Source organism: Nocardia paucivorans NBRC 100373, assembly GCF_000308675.1.
In the GTDB taxonomy this organism is placed as follows: Bacteria; Actinomycetota; Actinomycetes; order Mycobacteriales; family Mycobacteriaceae; genus Nocardia; species Nocardia paucivorans.
Map to the genome: position 1 here is coordinate 511,633 of NZ_BAGE01000018.1, position 19,250 is coordinate 530,882.

At 67.3% G+C, this 19,250-nt stretch carries 17 protein-coding genes; 12 read left to right on the forward strand and 5 right to left on the reverse strand.

Going from position 1 to position 19,250, the window contains the following annotated elements:
- Positions 1 to 36 precede the first annotated feature (36 nt).
- Entirely contained in the window at positions 37 to 1,518 is a 1,482-nt protein-coding gene (locus ON32_RS04540) for a dihydrolipoamide acetyltransferase family protein (RefSeq protein ID WP_051132832.1), read from the forward strand.
- A gap of 131 nt (positions 1,519 to 1,649) precedes the next feature.
- Positions 1,650 to 2,468, forward strand: a complete 819-nt coding sequence (locus ON32_RS04545; protein ID WP_040788779.1) for a sulfurtransferase — start codon at positions 1,650 to 1,652, stop codon at positions 2,466 to 2,468.
- A 30-nt stretch (positions 2,469 to 2,498) separates the two neighbouring features.
- Here ON32_RS04545 and ON32_RS04550 read toward each other — a convergent pair whose 3' ends face one another.
- On the reverse strand, positions 2,499 to 3,206 hold the full coding sequence (locus ON32_RS04550; protein ID WP_051132833.1) for an HNH endonuclease family protein: 708 nt from the start codon (positions 3,204 to 3,206) through the stop codon (positions 2,499 to 2,501).
- Between the two features lie 61 nt (positions 3,207 to 3,267).
- Positions 3,268 to 3,630 carry a hypothetical protein gene (locus ON32_RS04555; RefSeq protein WP_040788780.1) on the reverse strand — a complete coding sequence of 121 codons (363 nt, stop codon included), beginning with the start codon at positions 3,628 to 3,630 and terminating at the stop codon, positions 3,268 to 3,270.
- A gap of 220 nt (positions 3,631 to 3,850) precedes the next feature.
- Here ON32_RS04555 and ON32_RS04560 point away from each other — a divergent pair, with 220 nt between their 5' ends.
- Entirely contained in the window at positions 3,851 to 6,661 is a 2,811-nt protein-coding gene (locus ON32_RS04560) for a DEAD/DEAH box helicase (protein ID WP_040788909.1), read from the forward strand.
- 37 nt (positions 6,662 to 6,698) lie between these two features.
- Positions 6,699 to 7,460, forward strand: coding sequence for an SWIM zinc finger family protein (locus ON32_RS04565; protein ID WP_040788781.1), 762 nt, complete (start codon positions 6,699 to 6,701; stop codon positions 7,458 to 7,460).
- A 20-nt stretch (positions 7,461 to 7,480) separates the two neighbouring features.
- Here the strand turns inward: ON32_RS04565 and ON32_RS04570 are convergent, their stop codons facing one another.
- Positions 7,481 to 8,545 (reverse strand): amidohydrolase family protein, encoded by a 1,065-nt coding sequence (locus tag ON32_RS04570; protein ID WP_051132834.1) that lies wholly within the window; start codon positions 8,543 to 8,545, stop codon positions 7,481 to 7,483.
- Between the two features lie 234 nt (positions 8,546 to 8,779).
- Here ON32_RS04570 and ON32_RS04575 point away from each other — a divergent pair, with 234 nt between their 5' ends.
- The 7 genes from ON32_RS04575 to ON32_RS04605 all read left to right on the forward strand — a co-directional run bounded on the left by ON32_RS04575 (position 8,780) and on the right by ON32_RS04605 (position 16,418).
- Positions 8,780 to 9,838 (forward strand): DUF2157 domain-containing protein, encoded by a 1,059-nt coding sequence (locus ON32_RS04575; protein WP_040788782.1) that lies wholly within the window; start codon positions 8,780 to 8,782, stop codon positions 9,836 to 9,838.
- 163 nt (positions 9,839 to 10,001) lie between these two features.
- Complete coding sequence (locus tag ON32_RS04580) at positions 10,002 to 11,501, forward strand: CoA-acylating methylmalonate-semialdehyde dehydrogenase (RefSeq protein ID WP_040788783.1); 1,500 nt, start codon at positions 10,002 to 10,004, stop codon at positions 11,499 to 11,501.
- 10 nt (positions 11,502 to 11,511) lie between these two features.
- Positions 11,512 to 12,669 carry an acyl-CoA dehydrogenase family protein gene (locus tag ON32_RS04585; RefSeq protein ID WP_040788784.1) on the forward strand — a complete coding sequence of 386 codons (1,158 nt, stop codon included), beginning with the start codon at positions 11,512 to 11,514 and terminating at the stop codon, positions 12,667 to 12,669.
- The gene (locus ON32_RS04590) at positions 12,666 to 13,751 is read left to right on the forward strand and encodes an enoyl-CoA hydratase/isomerase family protein (RefSeq protein ID WP_040788785.1); all 1,086 of its coding nucleotides are present in this window, start codon (positions 12,666 to 12,668) and stop codon (positions 13,749 to 13,751) included. The genes ON32_RS04585 and ON32_RS04590 overlap by 4 nt, the downstream gene beginning before the upstream one ends.
- Positions 13,751 to 14,644 carry a 3-hydroxyisobutyrate dehydrogenase gene (gene mmsB / locus ON32_RS04595; RefSeq protein WP_040788786.1) on the forward strand — a complete coding sequence of 298 codons (894 nt, stop codon included), beginning with the start codon at positions 13,751 to 13,753 and terminating at the stop codon, positions 14,642 to 14,644. The genes ON32_RS04590 and mmsB overlap by 1 nt, the downstream gene beginning before the upstream one ends.
- 544 nt (positions 14,645 to 15,188) lie before the next feature.
- Positions 15,189 to 15,347 carry a PIN domain-containing protein gene (locus tag ON32_RS28695; protein ID WP_157224071.1) on the forward strand — a complete coding sequence of 53 codons (159 nt, stop codon included), beginning with the start codon at positions 15,189 to 15,191 and terminating at the stop codon, positions 15,345 to 15,347.
- Positions 15,348 to 15,641: 294 nt separating this feature from the next.
- Complete coding sequence (locus tag ON32_RS04605; protein WP_040788787.1) at positions 15,642 to 16,418, forward strand: enoyl-CoA hydratase; 777 nt, start codon at positions 15,642 to 15,644, stop codon at positions 16,416 to 16,418.
- 18 nt (positions 16,419 to 16,436) lie between these two features.
- Here the strand turns inward: ON32_RS04605 and ON32_RS04610 are convergent, their stop codons facing one another.
- Both ON32_RS04610 and ON32_RS04615 read right to left on the reverse strand, forming a co-directional pair.
- A complete protein-coding gene (locus tag ON32_RS04610) occupies positions 16,437 to 17,483 on the reverse strand; it encodes an acetate and sugar kinases/Hsc70/actin family protein (RefSeq protein WP_040788788.1) in 1,047 nt (348 codons plus the stop codon).
- A gap of 111 nt (positions 17,484 to 17,594) precedes the next feature.
- On the reverse strand, positions 17,595 to 18,167 hold the full coding sequence (locus tag ON32_RS04615) for a MarR family winged helix-turn-helix transcriptional regulator (RefSeq protein ID WP_051132862.1): 573 nt from the start codon (positions 18,165 to 18,167) through the stop codon (positions 17,595 to 17,597).
- Positions 18,168 to 18,303: 136 nt separating this feature from the next.
- Here ON32_RS04615 and ON32_RS04620 point away from each other — a divergent pair, with 136 nt between their 5' ends.
- Entirely contained in the window at positions 18,304 to 19,128 is an 825-nt protein-coding gene (locus ON32_RS04620; protein WP_040788789.1) for a hypothetical protein, read from the forward strand.
- Positions 19,129 to 19,250 lie beyond the last annotated feature (122 nt).

Below are 19,250 nucleotides of genomic sequence, written 5' to 3' on the forward strand. Positions count from 1 at the left end.
GCCGAGAGTATCGGCCTCCCGATACGGAGGTATCACGTGGACGACGCCCGCGCCGCGGACCCGGGGGACATCCTCGAATTCCGGTTGCCGGACCTCGGGGAGGGATTGACCGAGGCCGAACTACAGAGCTGGTCGGTCGCGGTGGGTGATCGGGTGGAGCTCAACCAGACCGTCGCCGAGGTGGAGACCGCCAAGGCCGTGGTGGCCCTGCCCTCCCCTTTCACCGGAACGGTGATCGAATTGCTCGCCGAACCGGGTGCGACGATCCCGGTGGGCGCACCGCTGCTGCGCGTGCGCGGGGACGGTCCGCCCGTGGGCGGTGGGCGGTCTTCGGTGTTGGTGGGATACGGGCCGGAGGACGAGCCGGTCACCCGCCGTCGGCGGCGACCGGATACCCAACGGGTCACGGCATACAACGGGAACAACACCGGTGAGGCCGGTCCGGACCACGGTGCGCGCAACGGTGGGCGGGCAGCGGTGCTCGACGACGAGCGCACCGGCCCCGGTGGTTCCGGAATCCAGGTCCCGGAGCCGGTGGCAGCGGCGGTCGTCGAATCCCGCGAGGAGGAGGCGGATGACACCGGCGGACCCGGCGTGACCTCGGATACGTCAGGGCGGCGCGCGGCGACCCCCGGCGCGCGGAAACTGGCCCGGGAACTCGGGATCGACCTGTGGCACGTGGCCGGGTCGGGACCGGCCGGTGCGGTCACCGTGGAGGATGTGCGCGCGGCCGTACCGATATCGCAGAGGCCGGGCCGGGAAATCGCGCGTGCCGACTCGGAGCCAGGGGAGCGACCCCCGCGCCCGGCCCCGACGGTGCGGGAGGAACGCACCCCCGTCAGCGGTGTTCGTAAACGCACCGCCGCCGCCATGAGCGTGAGCGCGCACACCATTCCGCAGGCGGCCACCTCGGTGACCATCGATATCACCGCGTCGATGGAACTGCTCGACCATCTGCGCACCACACCGGCCTTCGCGCAACTGTCACCGACACCTTTGGCGTTGGTCGCCAAGGCGGTGCTGGTCGCGCTCGACGACTTTCCGGGCATCAACGCCTTCTGGGACGAGAAGAACCAGGAGATCGTCACCAAGCACTACGTCAATCTCGGTATCGCCGTCGCCACCGAACGCGGACTGTTGGTGCCGAATATCAAGGAGGCGCAGTCGCTGACATTGCGCGACCTGTGTCGGGAGATCGGCTGGTTGGCCGAAACCGCGCGGGCCGGCCGCGCCACCCCCAGCGATCTGCGCGGCGGAACCTTCACCATCTCCAATGTGGGTGTGTTCGGGGTGGATTCGGGGGTGCCGCTGGTCAATCCCGGGGAGGCCGCCATCCTGTGTCTGGGCTCGATCTCCCGGCGGCCCTGGGTGTTTCGCGATGAGCTCGCGATTCGACAGGTCACCACCCTGACGGTGAGTTTCGATCACCGCATGATCGATGGTGAACTGGCCGCCCGTTTTCTGAGCACCGTCGCCGGCCTGCTGGAGGACCCGCTCACCCTACTCGGACGGGTCTGAGCGGCGCGGGTCCAGAAATTGGCGGTTCGACCGAACTCGGCGAGGGTACTCCGGGGGTCGGATGTATGTCCCACGCGGCACTGCGTAGGGTGACGCGAACCTGACCACAGACGCCGGCACGAGGAGCTGCGTTGAATCCGGTACTGATCTCGGCGGCCGAACTCCGGGACTCGCTGGGGGGCAAGACCATCCGCCTACTGGATGTGCGCTGGGCGCTGGGGGATCCGGATGGGCCGGAGCATTACCGCAAGGGGCATATTCCGGGCGCGGTGTTCGTCGATCTCGACACCGAGCTGGCGGGTCTGCCCTCGCCTCGGCACGGGCGCCATCCGCTTCCTTCACCCGAACATCTCCAAAGATGCGCCCGGAGCTGGGGAATCTGCGCCGGTGACCCGGTGGTGGTCTACGACGCGAGCGGCGGTATGGCGGCTGCGCGGGCGTGGTGGCTGCTGCGGTGGGCCGGAGTCTCGGATGTGCGCCTGTTGGACGGTGGCCTCCCGGCGTGGACCCGGATCGGCGGGGAATTGGCCACCGGGGTGGAGCCCGATCCCACGCCCGGTGATCTCGAGGTCGTGCCCGGACGCCTGCCGGTTATCGACGCGGACGCGGTGGCGCGGTGGAAGGGGGTGCTGTTGGACGCGCGCGCGGTGGACCGGTTCCGCGGTGAGCAGGAGCCGGTCGATCCGCGGGCGGGGCATATCCCCGGCGCCATCTGCGCGCCCACCAGCGAAAATCTCGGTGACGACGGATGCTTCCGTTCGGTGGAGGTGCTGCGGGAGCGGTTCGCCGGTTTCGGTAGCGGGCCGATCGCGGTGTACTGCGGTTCGGGGGTTACCGCCGCGCATCAGATCGCCGCGCTGGCCGTGGTGGGGGTGGAGGCCGCGCTGTATCCGGGTTCGTGGTCGCAGTGGTCACACGATCCGAAACGCCCGGTCGCCACCGGAGCCTGAACGGGCCGAGAACACGGGTCCGGGGGCGGTCTATCCGCAGGTCGCGGCGATATTGCGCAGGGTCCGGTGATCGGCGGTGGTGACCGGAAGGTCGTAGCGGATGGCGACGGTGAGGTATTTGCCTGCGTAGAAACAATGGCCCGGCCGGGAAGGCGGTAGCCATTCGGCGGGGGTGCCGTCGCCCTTGTCGGTATTGGCCGCGCGGGTGGTGACCTGCAGGTTGTAGTCGATATCGTTGGCGAACCGGATACGGCGCGACAGCGGCCACTCCGAGGCGCCGAGATCCCAGGCCGCGGCCAATGGGTAGACGTGGTCCACGGGCATCTCCTGGGCGGTCTGCTTGGAGAAGGTGGTCAGGGTGCCGGTGTAGGGGTCGGCCAGGGTCCCGGACAGCACCACGCAGTCGCGGGTGCCGGGGCGGTACACCACACCGGTGAGCTGGCGGGCCAGCACATTGTTGCGGGTGTCGCAGCCGTCGTGCCCGCCGGGACCGTCGTGGTCGTCCGACCAGGCAGGGCCGAAGACACAGGCCTGGTCGACCCGGCAGCCACGCTCGTAGCCGCCGGGATGCGGTCGGTTCGGAACGACCCGCACCGTGGTGAGCAGTTGTTCCAGCAGAGCTCGGGATGGACTGCCCGGCGCGGGCGGGCGGTCCGGTAACACCGCGCAACCACATACCGTCGTGAGTACCGTGACGACCGCGAGTAGCGCCGTCCCTATCGTCCCCCGCCTACTCATGGTGCTCAGGTCTACCGCAGCCGTCCGACAGATTCACGGGGCCGGTGCGACCGGCGGTCGGTCACAGCCAGGCGCGGGCGAAGATCTCCTCGTCCCGGGCCGTGGTGATATGGGGGGGAAACCGCATGGCGGCCAGGGTTTCCGGATGTACTCCATCGTGGCCGATCAGCCACGACCCGCCGTTGTCGGTGCATTCGGCGATCTTGGCGAAGGTGGAGAGCAGGAAGGTGATGGCGTCGCCGGGCCGGGTGGTGTGGGCCAGCCGCTGTGATTCACCGGTACGGGACAGGTCCAGCCACACCCCGCACTGTCCGTCCACCCGCATCCCCCCGATCCTCGCCGCGTCGACGAAGGTGAACTGCCGCCGTTCCCATGGGGTGGTCGGCGTATAGCTCTGCTCGAGGACCTGGAGCAGGATCGTCATACTGCTGCCTCCGCTGTGGTCGAGTGACGCCGCTGACGGTCTCCGCCGGCAGGATCGCACCGCCCGAACGCGGTGATCGGTGGGCAATGATCGACAGGTAATGATCGGTGGGCGCGAATTCGGCGGTGACCAGCGGATACATCAGTATGTTCCGTCCCGGCGCGGAAATCCAGGTGCCCGGGTCGGCGGGCCTGTCGGCCCCACCTGCTTTGATGGGGCGATGCTGCACGGTCTGTGGTCGCCGGGTTCGGGGCTATTGCTCTGGCCCGCGCCGGGGGAGACGGGCGAGTCCGTGGGCGCGTTCCCGGGACTGTTGGGCAGTGTGCTGCGGGAGGCGCGTTTCCGGCATCACGCCGAGGTGCTCATGGCCGACGCCGCCGGTGTCCGCACCGAGCGGGTGCGGGCGCACGCGCTCGTACCGGGTGCGGCGGCGGCCGCGTTACGGCAGCGACTACCGGCCGGCGCGATAGCCGGTGATCTGCGTTTCCTCGCCCATATCGCGCTCGGTATCGAACGATGGGTGCGAGCCGGTCGAGTGGTGCCGCGGTTGGTCCGCGCCGACGGGCAGTGGTGGGCGCGGTGGGGGTTGACCGGTGGGCCGGGACAGCGCGCGTGGCTGGCGGAACTGGCAGCCCGTATGCCACCGGCGCTACAGGTGGCAGGCGCTCCGGCGGATCTGCTCGCCGATATGGTCGACGAACTCACCGATCCCATTGTCCGGGAGCTGCTCGGGGAGCGACCGAATCCGCATCCGCTGGTGCACGCGCTGTCGGTGGACACGCTGGTGGACGGCGGTAGCCCTCAGGCCGCCGGACTGCTGGACCGCTGGCGCGACAGCGTGCTCGTCGACGAACCCGAACTGGTGCTACGCCTACGCGAACCCGATGACGAGTCGGGTGTCGCCGCCGGGGCGGCGCTGTGGCGGTTGGAGGTCTGTCTGCGTGTCGAGGGGGCGGCGCCCCGCCCGGTGTCGCTACTGGATGATCCCCGGACAGTGCGCACCGCGGTGGAGCGACTTGGTGTGGCGCAGCGAGCCTATCCCCGATTACGGGACCTGCCGAGCGATCCGCGCAGTATGGACCTGCTGCTGCCCACCGAGGTGGTGGCCGATCTGGTGGCGCACGGCGCGCATGCGTTGGCGGAGGCCGGTATCAGGCTGCTGCTGCCGCGGGCCTGGAGTGTCGCCGAGCCGAGTCTGCGATTGCGTGTCGACGGCGCCGCCGTGCCCGCGGCGCAGAGCACCGTGGGAATGGACGGACTCGTCTCCTACCGGTGGGAACTGGCGCTCGGGGACATGGTGCTCACCCGGGCCGAGCTGGAGCGGTTGATCGACGTCCAATCGGATCTGGTGCGGTTGCGCGGGGAATGGGTGCAGGCCGATCATCGGGTGCTCGCCGCCGCCGCGCGCTATGTGGCCCTGCATGGCGACGACACCCCGGTCACCCTGGCCGACCTGGTCGGGAAGATCGTCGAGACGAGGATCGACCGGGTACCCATCGCGGAGGTCACCGCGACCGGTTGGGCCGCCGAACTGCTCGACCCCGACCGCGAACCCGAACCGGTGTCCCCGCCGGTGCGGCTGAAAACGCAGCTGCGTCCCTATCAGCTGCGGGGTCTGGCCTGGTTGGCGACAATGGACCGGCTCGGTTGCGGGGCGATCCTCGCCGACGATATGGGTCTCGGTAAAACCGTTCAGGTATTGGCCCTGCTCCTGCACGAACGCGAGACCGCGACGGCGCCGGGGCCGACGCTGCTGGTCTGTCCCATGTCGGTGGTCGGTAACTGGCAGCGCGAAGCGGAGCGTTTCGCCCCCGACCTGCGGGTGCTGGTACATCACGGTCCGACCCGCTGCCGCGGCCCGGAATTGGACGCCGCCGTCGCCGCCGCCGACCTGGTGATCACCACCTATGCGTTGCTCGTCCGCGACACCCGCGAGTTGGCGCGGCAGTCCTGGGAACGGGTGGTGGCGGATGAGGCGCAGCACATCAAGAACGCTGCCACCCGGCAGGCGCGGGCGGTGCGGGCGCTACCGGCGCGGCATCGGCTGGCGCTCACCGGAACACCGGTGGAGAACCGGCTGGAGGAACTGCGCTCGATTCTCGATTTCGCCATGCCGAAGCTGCTGGGCAGCGCCCAGACGTTCCGTGCCCGTTTCGCCGTGCCCATCGAACGGGAGAACGACCGGAACGCCGTTACCCGGTTGCGCACGGTCACCTCGCCATTCGTTCTCCGTCGGGTGAAAACCGATCCGGCGGTGATCGGTGATCTGCCGGAGAAGCTGGAGATGACGGTGCGCGCCAATCTCACCGCCGAGCAGGCCGCTCTGTATCAGGCCGTGGTGCGGGACATGCTGGACAAGCTCCGCGATGCCAAGGGCATGGCCCGCAAGGGAGCGGTACTGGCCGCGCTCACCCAGCTCAAACAGGTGTGCAACCATCCCGCGCACTATCTGCGCGACCATTCGGCCGTGCTGCTGCGCGGTGCGCACCGGTCCGGGAAGTTGGCACTGGTGGAGGATGTGCTCGACGCCGTACTCGCCGAGGGGGAGAAGGCCCTGTTGTTCACCCAGTTCCGCGAGTTCGGGGAACTGCTCGTGCCGTATCTCGACGAACGCTTCGGCACGCGCGTGTCGTTCCTGCACGGAGGCGTCACCAAGAAGCACCGCGACGCCATGGTGGCCGATTTCCAACGCGAGACCGGTCCACCACTGATGTTGTTGTCACTTCGGGCCGGCGGCACCGGACTGAACCTCACCGCCGCCAACCACGTGATCCACCTGGACCGCTGGTGGAATCCGGCGGTGGAGAACCAGGCCACCGATCGTGCCTACCGCATCGGTCAGGACCGCGCTGTGCAAGTGCGCAAACTGGTGTGCGTGGACACCATCGAGGAGCGCATCGACGAGATGATCGGCGGTAAGAGCCGACTCGCCGATCTGGCCGTGGGCGCCGGGGAGAACTGGATCACCGAGCTGAGCACCGACGAGCTGTGCGAGCTGTTCGCCCTCGGCGCCGAGGCGGTGGGGGACTGATGCCGGTGATCGGCGCGCTCGCACGGGATATGCGCTCATGAATCGGTCCGACGGCGGTACCCGGCGGCGTCCGGTCGCCGGCGGTGTCGCCGCGCGCAGCCGCCGTGGCGGGTTCGGCCGCAGCGTATGGGGCCGGGCGTTCGTCGAGATCCTCGAGCGGGTGGCCGACGACCCGGGACGGTTGGCCAGGGGACGGACCTATGCCCGTGCCGGCCGGGTGGTGAGCTATCGGGTCGAACCGGGCGCGGTGGTCGCCGAGGTCCAGGGCAGCCAACCGCGTCCGTTCACCTCGGTGTGCCGGGTCCGGAAACTGCGGACCGAGGAAATGGAGCTGCTGGTCGATACGATCCGCGCGCAGCCGGGAATGTTGGCCCGAATCGTCGCGGGCACCCTACCGACCGCCCTCGCCGAGCACCTGCTGCCCGATAGCGCGGCCGATCTGGACTTCGGCTGTAGCTGCCCGGATCACGGTTGGCCGTGTAAACACGTCGCCGCGGTGTGTTATCTGCTGGCCGAAGACCTCGACGAGCGGCCGAGGGAACTGCTCACCCTGCGCGGGGTGAGTATGGAAACCCTGATCGGCGGCGTCGAACGCGTCGATCCCACCGATACCACCGACCCCTACGGGGACGGCACGGAACTACCCGCCCTGCCGACTCCCGCGATCCGCCCCGCACTCGACGAACTGGACCCCACCCTGTTGCGGCGTGCCCTGCGAATGATGTCCGAGGACGAGGCCACCGCCGCCGCGGGCCTGCGCGGGCTTGCCGCCGCCTACATCGACCTGACCACGCGCTGAGCGGCGTTCACGCACCGGTTTCAGAGGCGATATACGCGTTGGGCGTTACCCCGGAAAGCGGCGTCCAATGCCTGGGGGCCGGCGATATCGGTGAGGACCGTGGCCGCCGCCGTCGCGCTGCCCACCAGGGTGGTGATCGGTTTGTCGACCGGGAAATTCGATCCCCAGATCAGTCGCTGCACACCGAAGACGTCCGCCGCGTGGCGCAGCATCGGTCCGATTCGGTCCACCAGCTGCGAGACCGGTGTGGTGCCGCCGTGGTGGGGCACCGGATGCCCGAGGATCGGCATCATCAATCCGCTGATCTTGGCCGTGATATTCGGCAGGGCGGCCAGTTCGGCGATATCGTCGCGCCAGCGTTCGAAGATCTCCTGTCGCCGCCGCGGGTCGGGGCCGGTTTCCGCGCCGACCTGGCCGAAGATTCCGGCCGGGGTGGCCAGGTGGTTCAGCACGATGGACGCTTCCGGGTAGCGCCGGGCCAATGCCGTGACCTCGGGTAGCTGATGGGAGTACACCCAGGCCTCGAAGACGAGCTCCCGTTCGACGAGCGCGGCGAAACCGTCGAGGAAGGCCGGGGTTCGCAGGACCCCGGGTCCGGCGAAGTCCCGCACATCCGGGTCGGGGTGGTTGGCGACCATGGTGCGGATCCCGCGCACCAGCGGGGACGCGGACAGGTGGGCGTCCAGCAGATCGGCGAAACCCGGTGCGGCGGGGTCGGCGCTCGCGCTGATGGCGGCGAGCGCGGGGGTGTCGACTCCGAACGGCAGGCCGGCCACCCAGCGGGTTTCCTCGGTTTTGGGGCCGGTCCATTCCACCTCGATGTGCACGACCGCCTTCACCGGGAGTCCGGCGGTGTCGTCGCGATAGTCCGCCGGGAGGTAGGGGCCCGTATACGCCGTGGGGTCGCCGACGAACTCGCGGTCGCGTCGCGGCGCCAGTCGGGACGCGACGGTTATCGGCAGTGGCAGATATCGGAAGAGTTTGGCCAGGCGACTGAACTCGCGCGGGGTGGAGTGCGGATCCCATTGATGGATGTGCGCGTCGATGATGTCGATACCGTCGAGGCCGGTTTCGCCGAGTTCCATGCCGCTCCCGTCGCCATCCGTCGTCGTCGACCTGATCGCCGAAGCCTACCGGACCTTCGTGGGTCGTCGGCCGTCTTCGGCGGCGCGTGGTCGCAGTGGATATGGGGCGTGGCATCGGTGGAAACGATGGTTCGATCGATGGCGACAATGCCTTATCTGCCCGGGATAAGCCTTATCTGCCCGGGAGGAGCCTTATCTGCCCGGAAGAACGCGGTGTGGCGGCATAATGGTCGCGTGGCCGAACGGGATTCGGCGCCGAAGGCGTCACGGCCGGTCTCGGGGCCGGAGAAAACACCCGAAACCATGTCCGCGCCGGCCGTTTCCGCCGCCGGCACCCCCACCGCATTACGCGGTCTGGTCGATCAGGGGGTGCTCACCGAATCCCAGCTGGACGCGGTGGTCACAGCCTTATCCGAGGACCGTACCCCGCCGACGCCCGTCAAACTGCTTTCCGAGATCGCCGCCTACGCGGGCGCCGGTCTGCTGTTGAGCGGATTCGTCCTGCTGTTGGCGGCGTCGTGGGAGGACATGGCGCGGCTCGGGCGGGTGGCGTTGTTCGCGCTCGTGGCGCTGGGGTTGGCCGTAACGGGTATCGCCCTGGTCGGCGGGCCGAAGGCGCTTTTCGGCGCCGCGCGTCGTCGGGTTCGCGAGACCGGCCATACCATACGCACCCGGTTGGCGATGGTTTTGTTCGCATTGGCCGCGGTGGGTGTCGCCGCCGCGGTGGGGTCCGGTATCGAGGACGGTAACGCCGATATCGCCTGGGTGTACGCGTGTCTGGCCGGTCTGGCGGTCGGGGTGCTCGGTTACGCGGCGTTTCCCTCCCTGGTCGGGATGCTGGTCTGCGCGGGTTTCGCCGTGGCCGTGCTGAGCGGTGTCCTGAACGATTTGTGGGGCGTCGACGAGGAACTGACCGGTATCGGTTTCCTCGCACTCGGTCTCGGCTGGCTCGGGGTCGCTCGGCTGGGGGTGATTCTGGAGCGTTGGGCCGGTTACGCGGTCGGGATCCTGGTGGCGCTGTGGGGCGCCCAGGTCACCTCCGCATTCGTCGAGTACGCGATGGCCTATCTACTCACGGGTCTGCTGGCGGTGCTGTGTTTCGCCCTCTACCTCACCGATCGGTCCCCGGTTCTGGTTCTGGGCGGCACGATCGCATTGTCGGTGGCGGCCGCCGAGGCGGTCTGGCATTGGACGGATGGTTCGATCAGTGCGGCGGGAGCGGTTCTCGTCGCCGGGGCGGTGGTGCTCGGACTCGGTAGCGCCCTGCTCACCCGGAGAATCAAGCCGAATTGACGGCCGCGCCGGTACCCACCGGCGCGGGGTTCTGGTGCCCTGGGGCACCCCGGTGTATATTTTTGCTTGGATGTCCAACTATTGGATGCCCGTAAATGATCTCCGCGTGGTAGCTCGACGACAGCGCCGTACTCCACCACCGTCTACCCGAGGCAGGATTCGCATGGTTCGTGAACTCACCCATTTCATCGGCGGACAGCATGTCCCGGGCGCATCCGGAAGGTTCGGAGACGTCTACGACCCGAATATCGGTCAGGTGCAGGCCCGGGTGCCGCTGGCCACCACCTCCGAGGTGGAGGCCGCCATCGCCAATGCCGCCGAGGCGCAGCCCGCCTGGGCCGCGGTCAACCCTCAGCGCCGCGCTCGGGTCCTGATGAAGTTCTTGAACCTCGTCAACGACGAAATGGACTCCCTGGCGGCGCTGCTGTCGAGCGAACACGGCAAGACCATCGCCGATGCCAAGGGTGATATCCAGCGCGGTCTCGAGGTGATCGAATTCGCGATCGGTATTCCGCACCTGCTCAAGGGCGAATACACCGAGAGCGCGGGCACCGGTATCGACGTCTACTCCATGCGCCAGCCGCTCGGCGTGGTCGCCGGTATCACCCCGTTCAACTTCCCGGCCATGATCCCGCTGTGGAAGGCGGGCCCCGCGCTGGCCTGCGGTAACGCCTTCGTGCTGAAGCCCTCCGAACGCGATCCATCGGTGCCGCTGCGACTGGCCGAGCTGTTCCTCGAGGCCGGCCTCCCGGCGGGTGTGTTCAATGTGGTCAACGGTGACAAGGAAGCCGTCGACACCCTGTTGCACGATCCGCGGATCAAGGCCGTCGGCTTCGTCGGCTCCACCCCGATCGCGCAGTACATCTACGAGACCGCGACCGCCAACGGTAAGCGGGCCCAGTGCTTCGGCGGTGCCAAGAACCACGCCATCGTCATGCCCGACGCCGACCTCGACGATGTCGCCGATCAACTGATCGGCGCCGGCTACGGTTCGGCCGGGGAACGCTGCATGGCCATCTCGGTCGCCGTCCCCGTCGGAGAGGAGACCGCCGAGCGGCTCGTCGCCAAGCTCACCGAGCGGGTGCACAAGTTGAATATCGGCCGCTCCGACGACCCGGGCGCCGACTACGGCCCGCTGGTCGGCGCCGACGCCGTGGAGCGGGTGAACAAGTACATCCAGATCGGTATCGACGAGGGCGCCGAGCTCGTGGTGGACGGCCGTGGACTGACGGTCGAGGGCGCCGAGAACGGGTACTTCGTGGGGGCCACCCTGTTCGACAAGGTCACCCCCGAGATGAAGATCTACACCGACGAGATCTTCGGTCCGGTGCTCAGCGTGGTCCGCGCCAAGGATTACGAGGAGGGTCTGCGACTGGCCAACGAGCACGAATACGGCAACGGTGTCGCGATCTTCACCCGTGACGGTGACACCGCCCGCGATTTCGCCTCCCGGGTGCAGGTGGGCATGGTCGGTATCAATGTCCCGATCCCCGTGCCGATCGCCTACTACACCTTCGGTGGTTGGAAGCGTTCCGGTTTCGGCGACCTGAACCAGCACGGTCCCGATTCCATCCGCTTCTACACCAAGACCAAGACCGTCACCCAGCGTTGGCCCGCCGGGTTGAAGGAGAGCAACAGCTTCGTCATTCCAACCATGGACTGAGGTCACTCCCATGTTCACACTCGACGACGACGAACGCGCCATTCGCGATACCGCCCGCGAGTTCGCCGACGAATTCCTGGCACCACATGCCGTGGAATGGGATCAGCACAAACACTTCCCGGTGGATGTGCTGCGCAAAGCGGGTGCGATCGGGCTCGGCGGTATCTATGTGAGCGAGGATTTCGGCGGCTCCGGACTGCGCCGGCTGGATGCGGTACGGATCTTCGAACAACTCGCCACCGGATGCCCGGCCGTGGCCGCCTATATCTCCATCCACAATATGGCGGCCTGGATGATCGATAGCTACGGCGACATCGAACAGCGCAGCCGCTGGTTGCCCGGTATGACGTCCATGGAACTGCTGGGCAGCTACGCGCTCACCGAGCCGGGGGCCGGTTCGGATGCCGCGGCCCTGGCCACCAAAGCGGTGCGCGACGGGGACCACTATGTGCTCAACGGTTCCAAACAGTTCATCTCGGGTGCCGGATCCAACGACCTGTACGTGATGATGGTCCGCACCGGCGGGGAGGGGGCGCACGGTATCTCCGCGCTCATCGTGCCCGCCGATACCCCTGGTCTGTCGGTGGGGGCCAACGAGAAGAAGATGGGCTGGAACGCCCAACCCACCCGGCAGGTGATTCTCACCGACGCCCGGGTGCCGGTGACCAATCGGTTGGGCGCCGAGGGGGAGGGTTTCCGGATCGCCATGAACGGTCTCAACGGCGGTCGCCTCAATATCGCGGCCTGTTCGATGGGCGGCGGTCAAGCGGCGCTGGACAAGACGGTGTCGTATCTGGCGCAGCGTTCGGCGTTCGGCGCGCCATTGCTGAACAATCCGGCCCTACAGTTCGAACTCGCCGATATGCGGACGAAACTCGAGGCCGCCCGCACCCTGCTGTGGCGGGCCGCGGCGGCCCTGGACGCGGATGCTCCCGACAAGGTGGAGCTGTGCGCCATGGCGAAACGATTCGCCACCGATGCCGGATTCGAGGTCGCCAACAGTGCCCTGCAGTTGCACGGCGGTTACGGTTACCTCGCCGAATACGGTCTGGAAAAGATTGTCCGGGATCTGCGGGTGCACCAGATCCTGGAAGGTACCAACGAGATCATGCGGATGGTGGTGGCCCGGTCGATGACGGCCGCCCGGAATGCGCGAGGAGCAGCATGAGCGACGAACCCGAAGTCCTGATCGAGCAGCGTGACGGACTCGGACTCATCACCCTGAACCGCCCCAAGGCCATCAACGCGCTCAATCACGCGATGGCGCTCACCATCACCGAGCAGTTGCGGTCCTGGGCCGACGACGACTCCGTGCGCACGGTGGCGATCACCGGAGCCGGGGAACGAGGGCTGTGCGCGGGTGGCGATATCGTCGCCATCCACCACGACGCCAAAGAGCAACAGGCCGCCGGGCACGTCGGGTCCGCCGCGGATTCGGCGACCGGGAAGTTCTGGCGCGACGAGTACATTCTCAACGCGTTGATCGGCCGCTACCCGAAACCGTATGTGGCGGTGATGGACGGCATCGTGATGGGCGGCGGTGTCGGCCTGTCGGCGCACGGCAGCCACCGGATCGTCACCGAGCGGTCGACGGTCGGGATGCCCGAGGTCGGTATCGGCTTCATTCCCGATGTGGGCGGTACCTATCTGCTGTCGCGGGCTCCCGGTGAGCTCGGCACACATATCGCGCTCACCACCGCGCGGATGAAGGCCGGTGATGCCATCGCCACCGGTTTCGCGGACTATTACATTCCGTCCGAACGGATTCCGGACCTGCTCACCACCTTGCAGACCGAAACGGCCGATGTCGCCATCGCCAAATTCGCCACGGACGCACCCGAATCCGAGCTGGTGGCGCAGCGCGAATGGATCGACGCCTGCTACGGCGCCGACTCGGTGACCGAGATCGTGGCCCGGCTTCAGACCCACGAGGCCCCGGAGGCGCAGGCCGCGGCGACCGCCGTGCTGTCGAAATCCCCGGTGGCATTGCAGGTCACACTGCGATCCCTGCGCTCGGCGCGCAAGGCCGACAGCCTGGAGGCGGTGTTGAACGAGGAGTACCGGGTTTCGGTGGCCTCGTTGGCCTCCCATGATCTGGTCGAGGGTATTCGCGCCCAGGTCATCGATAAGGATCGCAATCCGAGCTGGTCGCCCGCCGCCCTGGACGAGGTGACCGCCGAGCAGGTCGACGCGTATTTCGCCGAATTGGGCACGCGGGAACTGGGTTTGACCACACCGGAGGGACAGTAATGAGCAAGACGATCGGTTTCCTCGGCCTGGGCCATATGGGCGGACCGATGGCGGCGAACCTGGTGAAGGCCGGATACGACGTCCGTGCCTTCGACCCGTCGCCGGCCGCCCAGGAACAGGCCCGCGCCGACAATATCCCCCTGGTGGATTCCGGCCCGGCCGCCGCCGTCGACCGGGATATCGTCATCACCATGCTCACCAACGGCCGGTTGGTGCGCACCGTGTACGCCGAACTGCTGCCGGCCGCGCGTCCGGGCACCTTGTTCATCGACTGCTCGACCATTGATGTGGCCGATGCCAAGGCCGCGGCCGAAGCGGCGGTCGCGGCGGGCCATCGGGCGTTGGACGCGCCGGTCTCCGGCGGGGTGGCCGGCGCCGCCGCCGGAACGCTCACCTTCATGGTCGGTGGGCAGGAGGCGGATTTCGCCGAGGCGCTGCCGGTGCTGGAGGTGATGGGCGCCAAGGTGGTGCACTGCGGTGCGTCCGGGGTCGGCCAGGCGGCCAAGATCTGCAACAACATGCTGCTCGGCGTGTCGATGATCGCGCTGTCGGAGGCCATGGTGCTCGGCGAGAAGCTGGGATTGAGCCATCAGTCGTTCTTCGATGTGGTCTCCACGGCTTCGGGACAGAGTTGGGCGCTGACCAGCTACTGCCCGGTGCCGGGCCCGGTGCCGACCAGTCCGGCCAACAACGATTACAAGCCCGGTTTCGCCACCGCCCTGATGACCAAGGACCTCGGACTGGCCGCGGAGGCATTGCGCGCCAACGGGGTCGACGGGCAGTTCGGACAGTTGGCCGCCGAAATCTACACCCGGTTCAACGAGAGTTCCGCCGACCGGGATTTCTCCGCCATCATCACCGAGGTTCGGAAGCGGAGCGAAAGCGCCGAGTAGGCGAACGAGCCGCATCGAACGGACAGGTGTCCGCATTGTGCGCTATGCGGACACCTGTTCCACCGAAGAGCGGGCAAGGCCTGTCGGATGGACAGTTATGGCATCTCGACGCCTGATAAGGGTGTCATCGTGGTGTCGGTATGCGCACCACACCGAATCTCGACGACGATGTAGTGGAGTTGATCGAGGCGGTCGGTCGTCGGCAACGCCTGTCCAGGAGGTAGATCATCGACGATGCGCTTCGGCGTGCTTTGACACCACGAGTGGCTCGGCGGGAGCCCTACCGTCTCACGCCCCGGAGTCCGCGCTTCGGCCCGGGTTCGATCCGGCCCGGTTCAACCGGTTGGCGGACGAGCTGGAGGACGAGCTGGAGGACGAGGCCATCATCGAGAACGCACGGCGCATGGCGTGATCGACTCGGCCCGCGGTTATCGGCTCTCTGCATATATCCATCAGCGCTCATGTCCTCCGGACACCGCTACCGGTCGGCCAGGCCACCGCATACGTCCACGACTGGTTGGCCCAACCGAATGTGGACCTACTGGTGTCAGGTTCCGATCATCTGCGTATTGCGTTGGATCTGCTCATAAAAGCGGGTATTGCGGCAAATCTGACGACCGATACGCAACTGGCGGCCTATGCGCTCGAACAGCAGGGGAGATCCACTCCGACGACACCGATTTCGCCGGATTCCCGGCCGTGAAGTGGGTGAACCCGCTTCGATGACTCGTGGTGTCCTACGGCGACCGGGGTCGACACGAGGTGGGACGATGGCGCGTCGGCTTCAGGAGTGAACGGCGGTTCTCGATAGTGATCGGGACTGTCGACTCATTGCGGTCGGGAATCTTCGAAATGGAGCTGCTTCGGCATGCGGTGTGCCCACTGGATATGTGAACACGGCGACTCGCCCCAACGAGCCGAACCACTGCGCTGTGAACGCCTGTGGGCGGGGTATCGTCAGCGATGATCATGACCGTTTCGACCGTGAGGATGCGCTGTGACCGACTTCGAGACGATTCTGCTGGAGCGTAAGGACAAGGTCGGCCTCATTACGCTGAACCGACCCAAGGCGCTCAATGCGCTGAACTCTCAGGTCCTCGACGATGTCATCGCGGCCCTGGACGAGCTCGAGCGCGACGAGCAGATCGGTGCGGTGGTGATCACCGGTTCCGAACGGGCCTTCGCCGCGGGCGCGGATATCAAGGAGATGCAGCCCAAGTCGTACATGGACATGTTCATGGACGACTATTTCGCCCGCTGGGATCGGCTGGCCCAGTTCCGTAAGCCCACCATTGCCGCGGTCGCCGGTTACGCCCTGGGCGGTGGCTGTGAACTGGCCATGATCTGCGACATTCTGATCGCCGCGGACAACGCCAAGTTCGGGCAGCCGGAGATCAAGCTGGGTGTTATTCCCGGTATCGGTGGTTCTCAGCGGCTGACCCGGGCGATCGGCAAGGCCAAGGCCATGGATCTGGTGTTGACCGGCCGCAATATGGATGCCGAGGAAGCCGAGCGGGCCGGGCTGGTGTCCCGGATCGTGCCCGCTGCGGAACTGCTCGACACCGCCCTCGAGGTCGCCGCAACCATCGCGTCCATGTCGTTGCCGGTGACCATGATCGCCAAGGAGGCGGTGAATCGTTCGTTCGAGACCACGCTGAGCGAGGGACTGCGGTTCGAGCGCCGGGTGTTCCACTCGTTGTTCGCCATCGAGGACCAGAAGGAAGGCATGGCGGCCTTCGTGGAGAAGCGGCCCGCGAAGTTCACCAACCGCTGAGCGAATCCCGGCCCCGGATCAGCGTCCGGGGTCGGCCGGGATACCCACGACCCGGGCGGTCCGCGGTTGGTCCCCGGGTTGCGCCGAGCCGTCCTGGGCGGTGAGCAGACCGGCCACCGTCGCCCCGAGACCCAAGGTGACGGCCGCCGCGGCGACGAGTTTGCGGCGGTCGACGCGGGAGGGGTGTGGCGGCACGCGGATACCGGTGCCGCTCCGGGCCATCCGCACTTCGGCGACCGGGCGTTCGGCCGCGATCAGGACCGCGCCGCGGGCGGAGACGTACTCCGGTTCGGCGTCGTAGACGATCGGCAGGTCGATGATCTCGGCCAGTTGTATGCGCAGGTCGAGATTGCGGGCGCAGCCGCCCAACAGAACCAGGGCCTCGGGATCGACCTGGGATTTCTCGATCATCCGTTGCAGCAGCTCCGCCGAGTACCGCAGACCCTCGGGGAACAGTTCGGCGAGGTCGTTGTGGGTTACGACCGTCCGGGTGGAGCCGCCCAGGTCGGTCGCGGTGATCACCTTGCTGCGACCGAGGGCCTCTCGGTGCCGGCGGCTGGTGGCCTGGTCGATACGTACCCCTTCGTGCGCGAGCCGTCGACACAGCAGGGTGTCGAAGTTGTCGCCGCCGGGGGCGACGCTGTGGGCGTCGAGCAGGATCGAATCGGTACGGCAGTCGACGAGAGTGAGGGTGAGGCCGGAGCTGCCCAGGTCGTAGAGGGCCACAACGCCTTCGTCGGTGAGGGCGCCGGTGAACCGCAGATAGCGCAGTTGGGCCAGTGGCTCGTCGACAATGGTGAGTTGGATTCGACCCGCCGCGGCCCGGACCGCGTCCGCGTGCCGCTCGCTGCGGCAGGTCACGGCGGTGGCGGTGATGAGCTCGTCGCGTTGACCGGCTGCGGTGCGCATGCGCTGGATGGCGGTGAAGACCGGCTCCTCGACGCCGGCCCCCCGCCGCAGCGGGACATGGCAGTAGTCGATCGGCGGTAGGTGCGGCTGATCGGAATGGGTCAGTACGGCGTGTGCGCCTCCGGCACCCGCCGATACCCCTAGGACCAGCACCATGGACCAATGGTGCGCCCTGGGCGTGACCTTGCCAAGAGGCTCGTTCGATAAATTTGCGGCTTGGATGCGCCGCTGTTATTCGATCGTCGCCGCAAAAACATGAAAGACCGATCAGTCTTTATCGGGGGGTGTCGATGGATCATGCGCCCCCGTCCAGCGCACCGGTTCGGACCCGGTGTCGAAATCGCCCGCCGCGTGACGGAACTCTGTGAGCAACTGCAACAGGGTGCCCAACCGGTCCGGTGGTAGTCCAGGGCGGTCGAAAACCTGCTCGTTCAGGTAAACGGTCGCCTCGGCGGCCAATTTCCTTCCCTCTTCGGTGATCTCGATCAGCGTCGCCCGCCGGTCGCTCGGATGCGGCACCCGAACCACCAGACCCGCCGCCTGAAGGCGATCCACGGTATTGGTCACACTCGTCGGATGCACCTGCAACCGGGCACTGGCCTTGGCCATCGGCAGCGCGCCGGTCGAACTGAAATTCAACAGCATGAGCAGTTCGTAGCGGGAAAAGGTCAAACCCGTCGGGCGTAAGGCCTCGTCCACCCGCGCCATTACGATCTGCTGGGCCCGCACCAGAGATGTCACCGCCGCCATTCCGTCGGCCATCGTGCCCCAGCCGTGCTCCACCCATTGGCGGTGAGCCTCTTGGATCGGGTCGAGCGGCAGCGGGCGGGGGCGAGACATGCCGTTGATCATCGCATGTACCCGGTAGCGGTAAGAGTTGTGTGTTGGACGTGGGTTCCGGATGTGACGGACCCGGTCGATCCCACCGCCGACACCGCCGCGCGGGGGCACGGTATCGGCTCCCACCGGGCAGGGGATGCCGTGGGGACGACCCTCCGGCCCCAAAGGCGCGCCGACCGCCGAACCGGGTAGGCCGGGGCGAAACACCGGGGCGAAGCCGCGCCGGAATATATCGTCCATCCTGTGGAAAAGCGGTGACGGTATCGCGGACGGCGCCGAGATCGCACGCCGGTTGGCCGAACGACACGATCTGGCGGTGGTGGGATTCGACCGTCCCGGGCTCGACCCGGAGGTATTGCTCGAACTGGCGGCGGCCGTGGACGATGTGCTCACCCGGCACCCCTACATCGATCTGCGGGAGGTTGCCGTCGCTCCTTGCGGTGGCGAAACCTCGCAACTCGAATGGGGCCGGGCCGACGGCGCCACCGGCCCGGCCACGTTCGTTCACCGCATTGTCCTCGACAGCCGCATCGCCCGTGATCCCCGACCATTCGTCGAGTACGTGCGCGGTGCGGTGCGGTCGGGTCTGCTTGCCCGCGGCTCCCAGACACGACCGATCTACTCGACCGTGGTCCGGGAGTTCGGCCATGCCCTCGATGTAATGGGACTGTTTCGCGCCCGCGCCGCAGTGGAACCGGCCCTGATCGTCGAGTATTCACGTCGGGACCGAAGCCGTATCGCCGAATGGCGGAACGAGATGAGTGGCTGTTCGTTCCACAACAACCGACTCCACCCGGGTATGGCCATGGCGGATGCCTTCACCGAGGTTTTCCTCGAGGGCGCCGCGGCCCGTCCACCGGCACGTGTCCTGCACGACCTGCTGGTGGCCACGGCGCAGGCACCGGTGCCGCCGACACCCGATGGGCCCGATACGGTTCGAACGCTCTCAGCAGTCTGCTGATCGGTGGTGCCGGTGGTCTCGGTGGTGGTGTGGGTGCTCTGAGTGGTCAGATACTGCTGACCGACCGGCTGCCTACGCTCGACGAAATCGAAGCCGCCCTGAGAACCGGAGCTGCGGGGGGG